Raw genomic sequence first — 17,430 nt, 5'->3', positions numbered from 1 at the left:
TACAAGTTCTGATATTCTTGTAAACAAAGGATTAATTGGTTTTGTAATCAATTATTTTTTTAGGCCCTTCAAGTGTATCCCGTATTATTTGTAGGGTGCCATCTTCTTTTGTTGAAATTTGCCATTTAATAAGTGTAATTTCACCATTTTCAATTTCTATACCAGTAATACTCCTAGGGTGCACACAACTGCCATCATTAAAAAAGGCAATCTCTCCTGGTTGAGAAAAACGTGGTCTATGTGTATGTCCAACAATGGTTATTAAATTATTGTTTTCAGCAATCCATTTTTTTGTTCTGCGTTCTACTTTAATAAGTTCTTTGTAGTTTTTAGCAGGACTTGTTGGATCTGCAATTCCCATAACATTTAAGGGTTTCCATAGAATTCTTACCATAAACCGGCTCCACTTCCAGAACAAATAATTCCACCAGTCTGCTTGATGCCCATGAGTTAAAAAAATTTCTTGTTGTGTTTCTTTATGTTTTAAAATGATACCTTCATGGTATTGGATGTTTTTAAATAACTCAACATCTTCACCAGTTTTTTCATCAAAATATGTTGATAAATGTTTGTTTACATAATTTGGGTTTTTATAAACCATATCATGGTTTCCCCATATTAAATGCAACCGGTTTTCTATATAAAATTGCTTCATCAACAAATACACATTTTTGTGGGCATCAAAAATGGAAGTAAATGAAAGGTTTTCCCATAGCTCATCACCATCACCAATTTCACAATATATAAAACCGTTGTAGTAATAATGCTTTAAAGCATGAAAGTAAATGTTTCGGTTATTAGCAAAATCATCAGCAAAACTGTTATCACCTCGATGGCAATCACTAAACAAAATAAATTTTGAAGTATCATCAAACTCAACAAGTTTGGCAGTCTTGTAAGCGTTATCTAATCGTTTTTTTGAAGTAAGCATAAAGTAAATGTAATAAAAAAAGTGGGTCATTTTTGAACCACTTTTTTTATTTATAAAGTATGAATTAGTTAAATATAATGCTATTTAAAAGCATTTAATCCGGTTATATCTAAACCTGTAATTAGTAAGTGAATGTCATGAGTGCCTTCATAAGTAATCACACTTTCTAAGTTCATAGAATGTCTCATAATGCTATATTCTCCAGTAATTCCCATACCGCCTAACATTTGTCTGGCTTCTCGAGCAATATTAATAGCCATATCTACATTGTTGCGTTTTGCCATAGATATTTGTGCTGAAGTTGCTTTACCATCATTACGTAAGGCTCCTAATCGCCAAGTTAGTAATTGCGCTTTTGTGATTTCGGTAATCATTTCTGCTAATTTCTTTTGTTGTAACTGAAATTGTCCAATTGGTTTTCCAAATTGCATACGCTCTTTGCTGTACCTAAGTGCTGTATCATAGCAATCCATAGCTGCACCAATGGCACCCCAAGCAATTCCATATCTGGCAGAATCTAAGCATCCAAGCGGCGCGCCTAACCCTGATTTGTTTGGTAATAAATTTTCTTTAGGCACTTTTACATTATCAAAAATAAGTTCTCCGGTTGCACTGGCACGAAGCGACCATTTGTTATGAGTTTCTGGAGTAGTAAAACCTTCCATACCACGCTCAACAATTAAACCATGAATACGTCCACTTTCATCTTTTGCCCAAACAATAGCAATTTGCGCAAATGGCGCGTTTGAAATCCACATTTTAGCACCATTCAACAAATAATGGTCACCTTTGTCTTTAAAATTTGTAACCATGCCTCCTGGATTACTACCATGATCTGGCTCTGTTAACCCAAAGCAACCCATCCATTCGCCACTAGCTAATTTTGGTAAATATTTTTGACGTTGAGCCTCATTTCCATATTTCCAAATAGGATACATAACCAAAGATGATTGCACAGAAGCCGTACTTCTAACACCAGAATCTCCACGTTCAATTTCTTGCATAATCAATCCGTACGACATTTGATCTAAACCAGCTCCACCATATTCCATAGGAATATAAGGGCCAAAAGCTCCAATGTCTGCTAAACCTTTAATTATTTGCTTTGGAAATTCTGCTCTTTGTGCATAATCTTCTATAATAGGAGAAACTTCGCGTTTCACCCATTCTCTGGCTGCATCTCTAACTAATTTATGTTCTTCAGTTAAAAGGTCATCTAAATTGTAATAATCAGGAGCTTCAAATAAATCTGGCTTCATAAGTTTGTTTTTATTGAAATACAAAAGTAACTAAAACGTTTGCGAGTAACAATATTTAGTTACATTTTCAAATAAAAATCTTTGGTAAGATTAATGTAATCTTGTGTGTATTGATGTCTTTCGTTTTCAATAATAAGCTCACTCATTTTTATATCACTTTCGCTGAAAGAAAATTCGATAAGGCTTCGCTTAATTTCTGAATTTGGATTCCCTTTTATTCTAAGAATGCGATTTGGATAAAGATTAATGAGACTCGCTTCTTCAATAATATTTTTTTCTTCTTTAAAAGGTGTCACAATGGAAAACTTGCCCTTTTTTGAGAGAAAATAAGCAACTGCAAAAATTATATGTTCTAATGGCATAGCATCACTAAAACGCGCTAAATTTCTTGCTTTATCATGAGTTTTATAGTTTTCTGAGTAAAAAGGCGGATTGCAAATGATGAGGTCGAACTTTTCATTAACAGCTTCAATATATTCTAGTATAGAGGCATGAAAGCAAAAAAGTTTGTCGTTCCAAGGGGAGTTTTCAAAGTTATCCACGCATTGTTCATAGGCTTCATCGTCAATTTCAATGGCTTCAATTTGCAGCGCATGGCTTCTTTGAGCAATCATTAAACTTAAAATGCCTGTACCAGCACCAATATCAAGGGCATTAAATGGATTGTGATTAACAGAGGTCCAAGCCCCAAGCAAAACGCTATCGGTACCAATTTTCATGGCACATTTGTCTTGCTCAACTGTAAATTGTTTGAATTTGAAGGGGTTCAAAATTAAAGGTATAAATCAATCAAACCTTCAGGGGTATTTACTAGAATGGTTTTTTTAGATCTGTCAACTTTTACAATAAATTGATCGTTTAAAGGAATTAGAATTTCTTTTTCATCCTTTTCAACTTCAAATAAGGCTTGTGCAGTTGAATCATTTATGGCTGTAATTGTTCCTACATGACCATAATTTACATCATCCATTCTAAATCCAATAACTTCATGAAAATAAAATTTATTTCCTTCAAGTTTAGGTAAAAACTCAAGAGGCAAATACACGTCGCTTTTTAATAATGAATCAGCTTCAGCCTCGGTAGTGACGTCTTCAAATTGCACGCGTAATAAATCTGATTTATGAAATTGTGAACTTTCAATAAAAAAGGGGATAAATGTGTTTCTGTAATCAATAAAAACAGCATCTAAGTTTTCGTAGAGTTCTGGTTGGTCTGTGTCTAATTTAATGAGTAACTCACCATTAAAACTATACTTTCGGACTATTTTGCCTAAATAAAAGCAATCTTCAATTTTCATCTGTTAGAATTTATTGTTTTAGAAGTCAGATAGAATGCCTTTGCAAAAAAAATTCGCAATGATTATCAAATTTACTATTGGGCATTTCATAATTTTTGAAATAAAAAACTCCGATAAAGCTATCGGAGTTTAAAAGTATAAAAAATATTATTTTTATTCTTCGTCTTTTGTTTCAGTAGTTTCTTCAACTGCAGCCTCTGCAGTTTCTTCAACAACGTCTTCAGTAGTTTCTTCAGCTGCAACTTCGGCAACTTCTTCTACAGTTTCAGTGGCAATAGCAGCTGCTGCTCTTGCTTCGTTAACTGCTTTTTCTGCTTCTAAAGCTTTAGCTTTAGCATCAGCTTGAGCCTTAGCTAAACCATCTGTTTTAGCAACAACTTTAGAACCTTTTTCTTCTAACCAAGCATTGAATTTTGCTTCAGCTTGCTCTTCAGTTAAAGCACCTTTTCTAACACCACCAGCAAGATGGTTTTTTAATAAAGCGCCTTTGTAAGATAAAATTGCTCTTGCAGTATCTGTTGGTTGTGCACCGTTTTGTAACCAAGTTACTGCACCATCAACGTTTAATTCAACAGTTGCAGGATTTGAGTTTGGATTGTAAACACCTAATTTTTCTAAGTATTTACCATCTCTTTTTGAACGTGAATCTGCTGCAACGATCCAATAAAAAGGTTTTCCTTTTTTACCGTGTCTTTGTAATCTAATTTTTACTGGCATAATAATTAATTATTTGAGGTTCTCGACCTCGGTTATTAATGAGAGCGCAAAGATACTATATTTTTTTTATTTGCAACATATTTTTTTATAACGAAAATTTGTGTGTAAAAGATTTGATTTTTAGAATAGTAAACATACAGGAGTAGGGGCTATAACTGAGTTTAAAAATGATAGCATTCCTGTTTTTGGATTTATTTTAAAAACAGAAATATTATCACTTTTTTGATTGGCTACCAATAAGAATTTTCCAGTTGGATCTATAGTGAAATTTCTTGGCCAATCACCATGAACTGAAATTGACTGGATTTTTTCAATGGTGCCATCAAGTTTATTTCTTTTAAAAACCACTATTGAATTTTCACCTCTGTTTGATCCATATAAATAAAGTTCATTCTTTGATAACTGAATTTCAGCACAAGCATTAGAACCTTTATAATCTTCGCTTAAAGTTGAATCATAATCAATTTGCTCAAAACCATTTTCTGTTTTTTTAACCGAAGTAACAGAATTGCCATATTCATTGATTATATATATAAATTGACCGTTTTTTGTTAAAGAAAAATGCCTTGGCCCAGGATTATTCGGCATTTCAACAATATTGGGCGATACAAGTTCATAATTGTTATTTTTTAATTTGTATTGATAAACAGAATTCATTCCTAAATCTGAAACAAATAGGTCGTCATTAAAAAACTGTGCAGAATGAGCATGAGATTTTCTGTCAGGTGAATTGTACTCAAAAATTTGAGATGCCTCACTAAGTTTTCCGTCTCTTGAAATGTTGTAAATAGAAACAGAACCACCGCCATAATTTGACACAGCCGCTTTATTCCCCAATTTATTTAAAGATACATGACAAGGCCAGTCACCATTACTGCTTACTTTATTTAAAAATTTTAGCAAGCCATTTTTTTCAGTCTTAAAAGAAGAAACACTTCCACTGCTTTCGTTTACAGCATACAAATATTGTTTATTACGTGAAAAAGTAATAAACGAAGGGCTTTCACTAGACGCTGCAAATTGTAAATTGCTAAGTTCTCCTGTATTTATGTTAAATTGAATTCTGTAAATGCCTTCGCTATTGCCATCGGTATAGGTTCCAATGTACATTGGTATATTTTGAGCTTTAGTATTAAATTGGCTTACCATAAGGCATAAAAAAAATAGTTTAAAATTCATATCATGGTTTATTTAAGTTATAAAAGTATGATATTTTAAACTATTTTTTATCTAAATAAGCTTGTGACCTATTTAATTTTTCAACATAGAAATTTCATTTGAAATTAAGTTGTCTATATCTTTTGAGGTTATTGAAATTTTGTTTTTAATCATTATTTTTTTCATCACTTGATTGGTTACCATAGTTACTTGAGAATCTTCTATGGTATTTTCAAAACGTGTTTTAACCTTATTGCTTATTGTTATTTTAAACTCTGCTAAAAGAGCTCTTAATGATGCACCTTGAAGCCATTCATTATAAGCATCAATTTCTTCTGAAATAATCAAATAAACTTCATCTGTTGCAGCCAATCGGTGCTCTTTAGTTTCTTCAAGTTCTACCGAAATTGAATCTAAATCATGAAAAACAATATGATTTTGATTGGCTAATTTTTTGTCGATGTTACACGGTACAGCTAGATCAATCAGTAATGTTTTTTTATTTGATTGAGGTATATTTTTAATCAAATTCGGGCAATTACTTGCAGCACTGATAATCACATCAAAATCATCAAAAGTATTATTTAAAATGTTTTCCCATGCATAGGTTTTACATTGATTATTTTGTGCTAAGATTATGGCTTTTTCTAAACTGCGATTTCCAATAAATATATTATTGAAATTAAATTTCGAATTATATTTAAACAATTGTTTTACAATGTCGCCGGCTCCAACAAACAATATTTTTTTCGATTTTACAGTATCTCTATCAAATGTTTGTCTTATAACTTTTAATGATTTATAAGCTACAGAAGTAGTTCCGTCTCTAAAATCTGTTTCGTTGCTAATTCTTTTGTGTGTTTTAAAAACTGCTTGTAAAGCACGCTCTAACAATGAACCTTGTAGTTGATGAGCCATTGAAAATTGATGTGCCTTTTTTATTTGAGATATAATTTCAGCATCGCCAAAAACGAGCGATTCTAAACCAGATGAAACTTCCAATAAATGTTTTATACTGCTTTTGGTATCATTGCTTAATTGAAAGATTTCTTTTTCAGTTGGTGAGTTTTTTATGGCTTTAAACTCAATTAAATAATCTATTATTGAGTTTGTTGATGTGGTAATAGATTCAAAATAAATCTCTGATCTGTTGCAAGTAGCCAAAATAAACAAACCTGAAATATCTTTAAAAGCTTCACAAATAAGTTGAGTTAATTGTTTTTTTTCTTCTTCTGAAATATGATATTTTTCTCGTTGTTCAGTATTTGCCGTTTTATGGGAAACACTTATATAGCGCAATGTTTTATTCATAAGTAGCTTAACTCTAAAGTCTTTAAAAATTATATAACTAAATAGATATAATGTCAAAGGTAGTTACAGAACATTAGATAGATAATGACTTTTATCATATTTTGTAACATATGTTACATTAAGAGATTTTTAAAAAAGTGAAGAAATTAAAGCTCAATTTAAGAATCTGTTTATTTTTCATTTTATGACTTTTGTCATATGATATTTGTATAAAATTAGATATGTTTGAAATAATTCATTATAAATATCCTTCCAAATTTTTGCCCAGTTTGTAATGTTATTTTATTAATTCTTATAAATGGAATTATAGCATTTACATGTGTTATACATTTTTGACGGGTTTTATTATTGTTGTTCTTAAAAGGTTTTTCTGAAAATATTCTTAAGAATGGCAATTAATAAATATGTACTCTTATTCAAAGGGTTTGTTTAGCCTAACAATGGCCACTTTAATTTATATAGTTGAAAACAGTCTATAAATACCTCCTATAGATTTATGTTTTATTTCAACGAGGACTAAATTTTTAAGACATGCCAAAAATTATTTTTCGATTATTACTTTCTTTCATCGTTTTTGTTACCATTTTTATAGTAATAAGGCAATTAGTGATACCTATTTCGTTTGGTGATTACGGCCATTATAGAGCTAATTCCATTGAGGACAATAAAGGAAGAACACTTTATTTTAAAGGAGATGAAAAATGCATTTCATGTCATCAAGATCTTGATGATTTAATAAATACAGATGTACATTCTGAAATAAGTTGCGAAACTTGCCATCCTCCAAAAATTGATGCAAATACAGATTGTAAAGTAAATCCACCAAAAGTTGAAGGAACCATTGAATTTTGTGCACAATGTCATACAAAGAATGCTGCAAGAGAAGCTATAGGTTTTCCAAATTTTGATATTAAGGAACACAAAGGAGATCAAAACTGTATTGAATGTCATAATCCACACGCGCCATGGGAACTAAAAGAATAAACAATAATAGAAGGAATTTTTTTAAAACTTCAGCAGCTTTTATTGGTGGAACTATTGCATTTTCAATTGTGAAACCTTTTGAGCTTTTAGGACAATCAAAAGTTGAAGATAAAAGCGATGATAAAGCTATCAAACCATTATGGGGAATGGGTGTTGATATAGAGAAATGCATTGGTTGTGGAAAATGTTCGGAAGCTTGTAAGATTGAGAATAATGTGCCAAAAGAACCTTTCTATTTTAGAACATGGGTTGAGCAATACACAGTAAAAAAAGATGGAGAAGTTAAAATAGAATCACCTAATGGGGGCATTGGAGGTTTAAAACAATCAGTGCCGGATGAGGATATTTTTAAGTCTTTTATGGTGCCTAAATTATGTAATCACTGTACCGATGCCCCTTGTGTACAAGCTTGTCCAGTAGGTGCTACTTTTATCAGTCCAGAAGGTGTTGTTTTGGTAGATGAAACCTACTGTATTGGTTGTAGTTATTGTATTCAGGCATGTCCTTATGGCGCTAGATTTATGAATCCGGTTACTAAAGTTGCCGATAAGTGTACATTCTGTTATCACAGAATTAGCAAAGGTTTGGAGCCTGCTTGTGTAGAGGTTTGCCCAACTAATGCAAGGGTTTTTGGAAATTTAAGAGACAAAAAAAGTGACTTAGTTAAGTTTTTGCAAAAAAATCCAACCGAGGTTTTAAAGCCTCATTTAAATACAAAGCCAAGAGTTTTTTATAACGGATTAAGTTCAGAAGTTAGATAATTATGGAAGAGCATTTTCAACATTTATACGAAGCCTTATCACAAGTTGATGGATATATTTATCCTAATGAAATAGACTTGCATTGGGGATTAATGATTGTATTGTATCCGTACATTACCGGATTGGTTGCAGGAGCTTTTATTTTAGCATCACTGGAGCGCGTTTTTCATGTTAAAGTATTAAAACCTACTTATGGGTTAGCTCTATTAACGGCATTAGCTTTTTTATTGGTAGCAACCATGCCTTTAGTAAGTCATTTACAACACCCTCTCAGGGCTTATGAAATTTTTATGACACCAAACTCAACCTCGGCAATGGCCATTTTTGGATTTGTGTATTTATGGTACTTAATGGTGGTTTTATTATTAGAAATTTGGTTTGATTATAGAAGAGATTTTGTTATTTGGTCTAAAACAAGCAAAGGTTTCAAAAAATATTTTTATAAAATAATAACCCTTGGAATTAATGAAACTGATGCCAAATCAGTAAAATTAGATGATAGATTAGGTTACTTTATTACTGTAATAGGAATTCCATCAGCCTTTTTGCTTCACGGCTATGTAGGTTTTATTTTTGGCTCTATAAAGGCTAATCCTTGGTGGTCAACAGTATTAATGCCAATTATATTTTTGTTTTCAGCAATGGTATCTGGAATAGCTTTGGTAATGGTTATTTATATGATAGTTAGTTGGATAAGGAGAGTGAAAATTGACATGAAATGTTTAGATACCATAGCCAGATACTTACTGTTTATTTTGATAATAGATTTCACCTTAGAATCCTTGGATCAAATCCATCGAATTTATGAGGCTGAAGAATCTTTTGATATTATTAAAGTATTAGTTAGTGGTAAACTTAACCTTACGCTATTTATAATGCAAATTGGTTTAGGAACGATAATGCCTTTATTCTTTTTAGGAATATTTCAATTTTATAAACCAGCTGAAAAAATTAGAAAAGCAGTTTATCTTTTTGTAGGAATATTTGTTCTTATTGGTATTTTCTTTATGAGATGGAATGTTGTAATTGGTGGTCAATTGTTTTCTAAAAGCTTAAGTGGTTTTACATCCTTTAGAGCTGTTTATTCTGGTTTAGAAGGCTATTTTATGGCATCAGTTTGGCTAATACTACCTCTCATTATTTTAACCTTTTTATTATGGTTAATGCCTCCTTGGAAAAAGATAGACGAACTTAAATAATAAAAAAAAGCCGAACATTTTGTTCGGCTTTTTTTTTATTATTTAAAAACGTTTAGTACTATTCTTTTAAACTTCTCATATAGTTAACAATTAACCATCTGTCTTCATCATCAGGTATTTTTTTAGTGTATTCTGGCATGTCATCTCTACCAAAAGTAGTTTTATAAAATAATTCGCCATCAGTTTGATTTTGGAATTCTTCAGATGAAAAATCACCTAAGTCACCTTTTAATCCAGCAGATTTCGTTCCATCTCCATAACCTTCTTTTCCATGACATGATTTACAGTGTTTGTCGTATAGAGCCTTACTGGTTGATACATCAGCTTTAGGGTCTGTTGGGTTCTTCATGGTTTTATACTTTGCAGGAACTACCCATTTGTCTTGTTCTACTTTTGTAAAAGCTACAAGTGCAATACTTATAACTCCAATAATCATTATTAGTTTAAGTGTTTTCATTATTAATTAATTTTGATGTTTATTTTTTAATTTTAGCATTAAGTTCTGCGCCCTCTTTTTTTATTTTGAATAAGTTTATTATGCTGTAAGCATAATTAGCCCAAACGCCCAATAATAAAATTGAAAGGACAACATACATCCAGATAGGAGCTACTTTCGACCAAAGTTTATAAGACTCTGTTTCTATTTTTTTATTGATTCCCCAATGGATGTTTTTTTTCTGAATAACATTACCAAATTCATCATTGTCTAAAATAGAAGCGATAACATCTACATTTCCGTTTATGTCTCCAAAGATATTTTCAGGAAATTCAAATTGAAATTCACCATTCTCAATAGTGCCTTGTTGTATTGGTCTGTTTGAAATAAATCCAGGAATAGAGAATTTTATTTCTGTTTCTTCAAGTGGTATTTTTGTGTTTAAGCTATCTAAGGTGTAAGCATTTAATAAAACTGTTTTTACACTATCAATTTCCTCTAGGTTTAGCTCAAGGATAACATCTCTAACTGCTAATTCTGCTTCTTCATAATCTAAACCATCAGTTCCGTCAAAAACAGCTTTTAAATTTATGTACCCTTCAGAGTCCGTAATATATTTTTGATTAGCTGGCACTGTTAATTGGGCAGTACCTTCTTTATCGGTTTTTGCTGTTCCTAAAAGTATTTCTTTATCATCTGCTACATTAAAAAAATTAATAGCGGCATCAAAAACGGGAACTCTGTCTTTTCGATCCTTCTTGTTGGTTGCAATGAAGCTTGTTTCTAAAATACGCGAATTATCAGGTTGCTTAATGTTGTTTAAACTAAAGCGAACTTTATAATTTTTTAAATCATTTTCTTGAGCAAAACTTTTAATATTCATTAAAAGTCCTATAGCTAATGTAATTACTAAAAACTGAATTATTTTAGTTCCCATATTGTTTAATTTTTAATTGATGCATCTTCTTTAGTTTTTGTTTCTCTTTCATGATTAATAATTTCAGACATAGAGATGACTGGAACAAATCTCATTATTAAAAGAAAGAATAACAGGAAAGCTGCTATACCAGTAAAACTTAATGCCCATTCTATCCAAGTAGCATTGTAATGAATGAATTCTGGTCTTGTGTCTTGAATTGGTATGTAAGGGGTTTCTAAAGTTGGTACTACTACTAAATATCTGTTTAGCCATAATCCTGAAACAGCTATTACTGCTGCAAATGAAATAGACTTTATAGTCCTTATTTTTTTTATTGATAAAATGATTAAAGGAAGTATAACACCAATATAATTGGCGAAAATGAATTGCCAGAAATAGTGACCGAATAAAGTGTTTAATAAATTTACATCAGCTGGTTTATGGCTGAACCATTTTGCGAAGTAATCACTAAATGTAAAATACCCGAATAGTAAGGATAACACTAGTAAAACATACCCAGCCATTACAAAATGTGACTGAATAATGTATTTTTCTAGTTTATAATACCTTCTAATGAAATACATGGCTATGATTATAACCCCTACTCCTGAATACAAACCTGAAAAAATAAAATCGGGTGCAAAAATGGTGCTATTCCAACCAGGTTGTAATGTTAAACTAAAAATCCAAGCAAGAACGGTGTATGCTACAATAGCCATTGCAATGACCATTTTAGACATGATACTAGTTATTTTATGCAGTCTTTTACGTTGTTCAGTTGTATCCTGGTAATTAATTGCTAAAAATTTGTATAATTTTTTTCTCCATTTAGGAATCTTTAAATTAGGGCTATCTCTTAAAATAGCAAAATCAGGGATGAATGTAAAATACAAGTATATAAAACATCCTACAAGGTCTGTGATAATTGCTATAATATCCCAGGTTATTGGAGACTGTATTCTTGGGTACATAAACAGATAATATATTCTGTCTAGTCTTCCAATACATAATAAAATAAATATAGGGCCAATCACTATTGAAAGAACAGTCATAATTTCAACTATTCTTGTAACAGAATTTTTCCAAGGAGTTTTAAAAAAATGTAAAATTCCAGAAATAAATGCTCCGGAATAACTCAACCCTACAAAAAAGATAAAATTGATGATATATACACCCCAAACAACATTATCTCTCATCCCTGTAATTTCATGACCATTGATTAATTGTAAATAAAAGGCATATAAACCAACGGCAATTATTGCAATTAATATTAATATCCAAACATTTGAGAAGAAACTTGATTTCTCTATCATTGGCGAAAATTCTTTAACCAATTCTTTTTTTCTACTATTTGTATCCATAATTAAGAGTTGTTAAGGTTAAATTTTGCCTTGTTCTTTTAAATTTTTAACGTATGGGACATTTAGGTATCTATCAATGATATCTTCATCAACATTGAAACCATCTTCTAATGGAACTTGTCTGTTTACTGCTGGTAAATAATACACGTTAGGTTTTGTTCCTAAATGTTCTAAATGTCGATAACCACCGCGATTATTAATTAGTTCAGAAAAACTAACTGTTTCTTCTCCATTAGTTACAATATCCTCATTTTTGTCTCCAAAATATATGACTCCCATTGGACAAGCTTGTGCGCAATGTGGAAGTTTGCCTTGTCTTAATAAGTCTGGACAGAAATCACATTTCATCACGGTGCCTTCTGCTGCTGGAACTTGAGTTTCTGGAGAATAAGGGATGTCTTTATTGTCAAACTTATCTTTGTGACCCCAATTAAAAATACGTGCAGAATAAGGACAACTTGTAATACAGAATTTGCATCCTATACAACGCTGATTGTCTATCAATACAATACCGTCGTCACGTTTAAAAGTAGCACCAGTAGGGCATACGGTTACGCATGGTGGTTCATCACAGTGAAAGCAAGGTTTTGGCATCCAGTGAGGAGCAACATTTTCATTGTCTTGAATTAGTTGGATTTTTAAAAACTCCTGATTATGATCCAATTGATGTGCTTTTTGGCAGCTTTCAACACATTTTCTTGCGTTTTTGCACTTAGCCAAATCTATAACCATTACAAATTTCCTATTTGGAATTCCTATTCTTGATTCGGCAGGAGTCACAAGAGCCTCAGGATATTTATTAATATTTGTGGCATCAACTTCTACCATTTTTCCGTCTGGTGTTAGAAGTCTTATTTTTTCTCCTGACGGTTTTTCTTCTTCTGAAGCAATGTTTTTAATTAATGTAGTACCTGCTAATGCCGTTACGCTTGACATTAACCCTAATTTCAAGAATTTCCGTCTATTGTTGGTACTATCTTTTTCAGAGTTGTTATTATTCATAATGTAAAAAATATAGAGCTAGTTTATATGCTAAAATCTATAATAAATGTATGCACCTACACTAGGTTATCCTATGACAAAAGTCATGTGGATTAAATATTTTTTACAAAAAAATAATGATAAAGTTAGTAACAATTGTTACATAAAATTGTAGTTATTTTTTGAATGTTTTTTAAAGTTTATTAAAAAAAAAGGCCGAACAATAAGTTCGGCCTTTTTTATAGAATTAGTTATAAAGATTACTCTTTTAAAGTTCTCATGTAGTTTACTATTAACCATCTGTCTTCATCATCTGCTACTTTTTTAGCAAACTCAGGCATATCATTTCTACCAAAAGTTGTTTTGTAAAATAATTCTCCATCAGTTTGTTTTTGGAATTCTGCAGTTGAGAAATCTCCAAGATCGCCTTTCATTTCTGCTGCTTTTGGACCGTCACCATAACCTTCTTTACCATGGCAAGATTTGCAATGTTTTTCATATAATGATTTACCAATCGCTGCATCTTGTTTTGCTGGTACAGGGTTTTTCATGCTGACATATTTTGCTGGAACAACCCATTTGTCCTGCATAATAGTGGTGAAAGAGAAGAATATAAAAGAAAATATTCCTACGATTGTAAAAATTTTAATTGTTTTCATTTTTTTTACTTTTTAAATTACGATTTTTTTAACTTGATTAAATTTAATATTAAATATATAATTATACCCCAAATCCCTAAAATTATTAAATTAGGAAATATTAGTAGGAATAAAGGTGTTTTGTTTCTTGGAGACCACATGGTTCTTTCATCAAAAGTTGATTCTTCAACTATTGGTACACCAATTGGAGCATTAACTAAGGCTTTCACTGTTCCAAAGTCATCACTGTCTTTAAGAACAACTTCAAATGTTAACTTTCCATCTACACCAGGTATTCCTTCTTCAATAGGTACAATAATAGTGCCAGTTTCATCAGTGCTATTAAATTCTTCACCAATTCTTAAGGGTCTGAATAATCGTTGCACTTGCACTCTTAGTAGTGCATCACTAACCACACTGTCTGTAGACTTATCTATTAGGGTTGCTGTTATATAATTAATACTATCTTTTGTAATTAACTTTGCTTCAATATTAGCATTTTTAAAGCTAATGGTTTTTGAAACTCTAGAAAAAGCATCGTTTCCATCAAACGAAATTTCTATATTATAAATATTTGTTGAATCAGGTTTTATGGCATTTATATCTTTTAGGATAAATTTGCTTTCACCATTCATATTGGTTTTGGTTTTACCTAATTCGATTTGATCGTCTACAACATTGTTATAAAGTGTTAACTCTATATTTGAAACATCAATATTTTGATTATCTACTTTTGAGGTGGCTTTTATGTCAAAATAAATTTCTGCATTCATTATTTTAACATACTCTGCTTTTAATCTAATCTTGTCTTTTTTTGCTTTTTGAGCAAAACCAGAAGTGCATAAAAAAACACTTAATACAACAAGAAAAATTTGGTGTGCTATAAATTTATTTTTCATGATTTAGTGTTTTTGTTTAATTCTAATTCTTCTTGCTCATCAAATGTTCTTTGAATTGGTATAACAGGTAAGTACCTAACTAATATTGTTATAATCAGTAAACACATAGCTAATGTAGCAAAGGTGATTAACCATTCGTGTACACTAGGAAAGTAATGATGCCAAGCTTCTGGAACTCCTTGAATTGGTAAGAATGGATGTAAAAGCGTTGGAGTTACAATTAAGTAACGTTTCCACCAAGAACCTAAAACAACTAGTAAACCAATTAAAAACATAGAAAGAGGTTTTCTTCCTTTTTTGAAAAACAAAACGATTATTGGAATTATTAAACCACCAACAATAACAAACCAAAACAATGGAGCATACTCACCTGTAACCAATACATTTAAATGTGTTATTTCTTCTTTTTTAGAAGTAAATTCAGGTATTAAATATTCATTAATATTAAAATACAGGTAAAGCAAACATGCCAAAGCTAAAAATTTACCTAATTTATCAAAATGAAATTCAGTTATGTAGTTTTCTAAATGGTAAGCTCTTCTAATTATATAAACAACAGCAACCAAAGCGCCTATGCCAGCAACAGCAGCTCCTGAAATAAAGTACGCACCCATATTTGTACTATCCCAACCAACCCTAAATAGGGTTGAAAATAACCATGCGTCTACGGTTTGCAACATAAACCCCGCTGGAATAATTAGAATAGAAATTAAATGGATGGCTTTAATATGAATAGATTTTTGTTTTTCACTTCCTGTCCAATTCAAGGACAAATTTCCATACCATTTGCTGAGTTTAGGTTGTTTATCTTTGAAATATTCTTTAAGAAGTGCAAAATCAGGAATTAATGGATAAAATAATAATAATAGCGCTATGGCCATAAATGTTGGTATTATTATAACATCCCAAATAATTGGTGATTGCATTCGACCATAAATAAATAAATTCATCAATCGGTCTGGTCTACCCATGTCAATCATAATGGTCAGTCCAGCCATGATAATAGCTGCAACAGATATAATTTCTGCAATTCTAACAATAGGAGTTCTCCAAGCATTATTTGTAAGTCTTAAAACGGCTACTGTAATTGTACTAACAAAACTTGTTGCAACAAAAAACACAAAGTTTGAAATATAAACACCCCATAAAGCATAATCACTCATATTGGTTACAACTTGACCTTTTATAACTTGATCAATATAAGCAATAATACCAGCTATAATTACGACTATTAATGCGGTAGTCCAAATAACACCTTTTTTTCCAAATTTTTGTGGTGCTAAATCATTAAGTAATGCATCGTAATTTTTCATGATTCTTCTTCGTTTTCAACAGATCTGAATTCTGTATAATTTTCTAAACCTTCTTCAAAATTTACTAATCTGTTTACTGGAGGTAAGTAATAAACACTCGGTTTTGTTCCTAGACCTTCCATAAGTCTATAACCATCTTTATCTTTCAATAATTTACTTAATCGAAGTGTTTCATCTCCATTTGTAACAGTATCTTCATATTTGTCACCAAAATAAAATACGCCGTTTGGACATGCAGTAACACAATGAGGAAGTTCTCCTTTGTCAATGGCGTGAGGACAAAAATCACATTTATCTACAGTACCTTTAACACTTGGTAAACCTGCAAATTCTGGAGAGTAATGAGTTTCTCCTTCCATATGCATATCCATACTCATGTCACCTTGGTCTGGATCATCCCAATTGAATACCCGAGTTGAATATGGGCAAGCCGCCATACAAAAACGACATCCTATACAACGCTCATTATCAATTAAAACAAGTCCATCTCTACGTTTAAATGTAGCGTCAACAGGACATACAGTAACACAGGCAGGGTGGTCACAATGCATACAGGTAGTTGGCATCCAATAAGGAGCTGTATCTTCATCTTCTTGCATTTTATAAACCTTAAGCCATGCATGATCACCTGTTATGTAATGGTGTTTGTTACAAGCACTCTGACATTTTAAAGCATTTTTACATTTAGCCAAGTCAATAACCATAACAAATTTTCTGTTAGGCATGCCTTCTCTAACGTTATACTTTGGATCTGTGTCGTGTGTGTGTTCAACTTCCACAATTTCAGATGAATCTACCTGAATTAAAGTGCCGTCTGTAGTCATTAATTCTACAAATTCACCAGTACTATTACTGGATTTTGCACTTAACTTGGAAATTTTTGAAATGGCTAATCCACCAACGGCGGCAGCTAACCCCAATTTGATGCCCTTATCAAGAAAATTACGTCTTGATTCATTATTTTTTTCTTCCATATTTATTGTTGGTTAATAAGGATTATAATTTTTTGTCAAGCCAATTAAGAAATGAAGAGTTTGATACGTTTTTCTTAACTACTTTCGACTTTTTTAATGCACTTACTTTAACCTTTACGGTAGTTCCGTCTGGTTTCAATAATGTTTGGTATTCTTCATCTTGAGGCGATGAAGTTTCATTATCTTCATTTTTTCCAAAACCTAGGAAGGGAATTAGAAATCCACTTCCTAGTATTGGTAAAATACTTCTTCTTGATATTTTTTTTTCGTTTCCAGATGGTTGGTCTTTCAT

At 31.5% G+C, this 17,430-nt stretch carries 19 protein-coding genes; 3 read left to right on the top strand and 16 right to left on the bottom strand.

Features of this window, described 5'->3' with window-relative positions:
• Positions 1-31 precede the first annotated feature (31 nt).
• The 7 genes from V8G69_RS00500 to hemA form a co-directional block, all read right to left on the bottom strand.
• Positions 32-931 carry a metallophosphoesterase gene (locus V8G69_RS00500; protein ID WP_394879701.1) on the bottom strand — a complete coding sequence of 300 codons (900 nt, stop codon included), beginning with the start codon at positions 929-931 and terminating at the stop codon, positions 32-34.
• Positions 932-1,011: 80 nt separating this feature from the next.
• The gene (locus tag V8G69_RS00495; protein ID WP_394879700.1) at positions 1,012-2,190 is read right to left on the bottom strand and encodes an acyl-CoA dehydrogenase family protein; all 1,179 of its coding nucleotides are present in this window, start codon (positions 2,188-2,190) and stop codon (positions 1,012-1,014) included.
• A gap of 59 nt (positions 2,191-2,249) precedes the next feature.
• Entirely contained in the window at positions 2,250-2,909 is a 660-nt protein-coding gene (locus V8G69_RS00490) for a tRNA1(Val) (adenine(37)-N6)-methyltransferase (RefSeq protein ID WP_394879699.1), read from the bottom strand.
• A 53-nt stretch (positions 2,910-2,962) separates the two neighbouring features.
• Positions 2,963-3,487 (bottom strand): ribosome maturation factor RimM, encoded by a 525-nt coding sequence (gene rimM / locus V8G69_RS00485; protein ID WP_394879698.1) that lies wholly within the window; start codon positions 3,485-3,487, stop codon positions 2,963-2,965.
• A 153-nt stretch (positions 3,488-3,640) separates the two neighbouring features.
• Positions 3,641-4,204, bottom strand: coding sequence for a 30S ribosomal protein S16 (locus V8G69_RS00480; RefSeq protein ID WP_394879697.1), 564 nt, complete (start codon positions 4,202-4,204; stop codon positions 3,641-3,643).
• A 120-nt stretch (positions 4,205-4,324) separates the two neighbouring features.
• Entirely contained in the window at positions 4,325-5,383 is a 1,059-nt protein-coding gene (locus tag V8G69_RS00475; protein WP_394879696.1) for a lactonase family protein, read from the bottom strand.
• Between the two features lie 72 nt (positions 5,384-5,455).
• Positions 5,456-6,673: a glutamyl-tRNA reductase gene (gene hemA / locus V8G69_RS00470; protein ID WP_394879695.1), complete on the bottom strand. Its 1,218-nt coding sequence runs from the start codon at positions 6,671-6,673 to the stop codon at positions 5,456-5,458.
• 531 nt (positions 6,674-7,204) lie between these two features.
• On the opposite strand from hemA, the gene V8G69_RS00465 reads away from it, so the two are divergent.
• Genes V8G69_RS00465 through nrfD (V8G69_RS00455) form a run of 3 tightly spaced genes read left to right on the top strand, consistent with a single transcriptional unit; the run spans position 7,205 to position 9,617 of the window.
• On the top strand, positions 7,205-7,657 hold the full coding sequence (locus V8G69_RS00465; protein ID WP_394879694.1) for a hypothetical protein: 453 nt from the start codon (positions 7,205-7,207) through the stop codon (positions 7,655-7,657).
• Positions 7,639-8,418: a 4Fe-4S dicluster domain-containing protein gene (locus tag V8G69_RS00460; protein ID WP_394879693.1), complete on the top strand. Its 780-nt coding sequence runs from the start codon at positions 7,639-7,641 to the stop codon at positions 8,416-8,418. The genes V8G69_RS00465 and V8G69_RS00460 overlap by 19 nt, the downstream gene beginning before the upstream one ends.
• A 2-nt stretch (positions 8,419-8,420) precedes the next feature.
• Positions 8,421-9,617 carry an NrfD/PsrC family molybdoenzyme membrane anchor subunit gene (nrfD, locus tag V8G69_RS00455; protein WP_394879692.1) on the top strand — a complete coding sequence of 399 codons (1,197 nt, stop codon included), beginning with the start codon at positions 8,421-8,423 and terminating at the stop codon, positions 9,615-9,617.
• A 58-nt stretch (positions 9,618-9,675) separates the two neighbouring features.
• Here nrfD (V8G69_RS00455) and V8G69_RS00450 read toward each other — a convergent pair whose 3' ends face one another.
• The 9 genes from V8G69_RS00450 to V8G69_RS00410 form a co-directional block, all read right to left on the bottom strand.
• Positions 9,676-10,074 (bottom strand): c-type cytochrome, encoded by a 399-nt coding sequence (locus tag V8G69_RS00450; RefSeq protein ID WP_394879691.1) that lies wholly within the window; start codon positions 10,072-10,074, stop codon positions 9,676-9,678.
• 19 nt (positions 10,075-10,093) lie between these two features.
• Positions 10,094-10,990, bottom strand: coding sequence for a hypothetical protein (locus V8G69_RS00445; protein ID WP_394879689.1), 897 nt, complete (start codon positions 10,988-10,990; stop codon positions 10,094-10,096).
• Between the two features lie 5 nt (positions 10,991-10,995).
• Positions 10,996-12,333, bottom strand: coding sequence for an NrfD/PsrC family molybdoenzyme membrane anchor subunit (gene nrfD, locus V8G69_RS00440; RefSeq protein WP_394879688.1), 1,338 nt, complete (start codon positions 12,331-12,333; stop codon positions 10,996-10,998).
• 18 nt (positions 12,334-12,351) lie between these two features.
• Complete coding sequence (locus tag V8G69_RS00435; protein WP_394879687.1) at positions 12,352-13,335, bottom strand: 4Fe-4S dicluster domain-containing protein; 984 nt, start codon at positions 13,333-13,335, stop codon at positions 12,352-12,354.
• A gap of 239 nt (positions 13,336-13,574) precedes the next feature.
• A complete protein-coding gene (locus V8G69_RS00430; RefSeq protein WP_394879686.1) occupies positions 13,575-13,973 on the bottom strand; it encodes a c-type cytochrome in 399 nt (132 codons plus the stop codon).
• Between the two features lie 17 nt (positions 13,974-13,990).
• The gene (locus V8G69_RS00425) at positions 13,991-14,851 is read right to left on the bottom strand and encodes a hypothetical protein (protein WP_394879684.1); all 861 of its coding nucleotides are present in this window, start codon (positions 14,849-14,851) and stop codon (positions 13,991-13,993) included.
• The gene (nrfD, locus tag V8G69_RS00420; RefSeq protein ID WP_394879683.1) at positions 14,848-16,164 is read right to left on the bottom strand and encodes an NrfD/PsrC family molybdoenzyme membrane anchor subunit; all 1,317 of its coding nucleotides are present in this window, start codon (positions 16,162-16,164) and stop codon (positions 14,848-14,850) included. Before nrfD (V8G69_RS00420) ends, V8G69_RS00425 begins: the two co-directional genes overlap by 4 nt.
• Complete coding sequence (locus V8G69_RS00415; protein ID WP_394879681.1) at positions 16,161-17,138, bottom strand: 4Fe-4S dicluster domain-containing protein; 978 nt, start codon at positions 17,136-17,138, stop codon at positions 16,161-16,163. The genes nrfD (V8G69_RS00420) and V8G69_RS00415 overlap by 4 nt, the downstream gene beginning before the upstream one ends.
• A gap of 22 nt (positions 17,139-17,160) precedes the next feature.
• Positions 17,161-17,430, bottom strand: coding sequence for a hypothetical protein (locus V8G69_RS00410; RefSeq protein WP_394879680.1), 270 nt, complete (start codon positions 17,428-17,430; stop codon positions 17,161-17,163).

The sequence above is a fragment of the Gaetbulibacter sp. M235 genome (assembly GCF_043876835.1).
Lineage (GTDB): Bacteria > Bacteroidota > Bacteroidia > Flavobacteriales > Flavobacteriaceae > Yeosuana.
The sequence above is the reverse complement of the archived record's forward strand: the minus strand, read 5'-3'. Positions and strand labels throughout refer to the sequence as shown.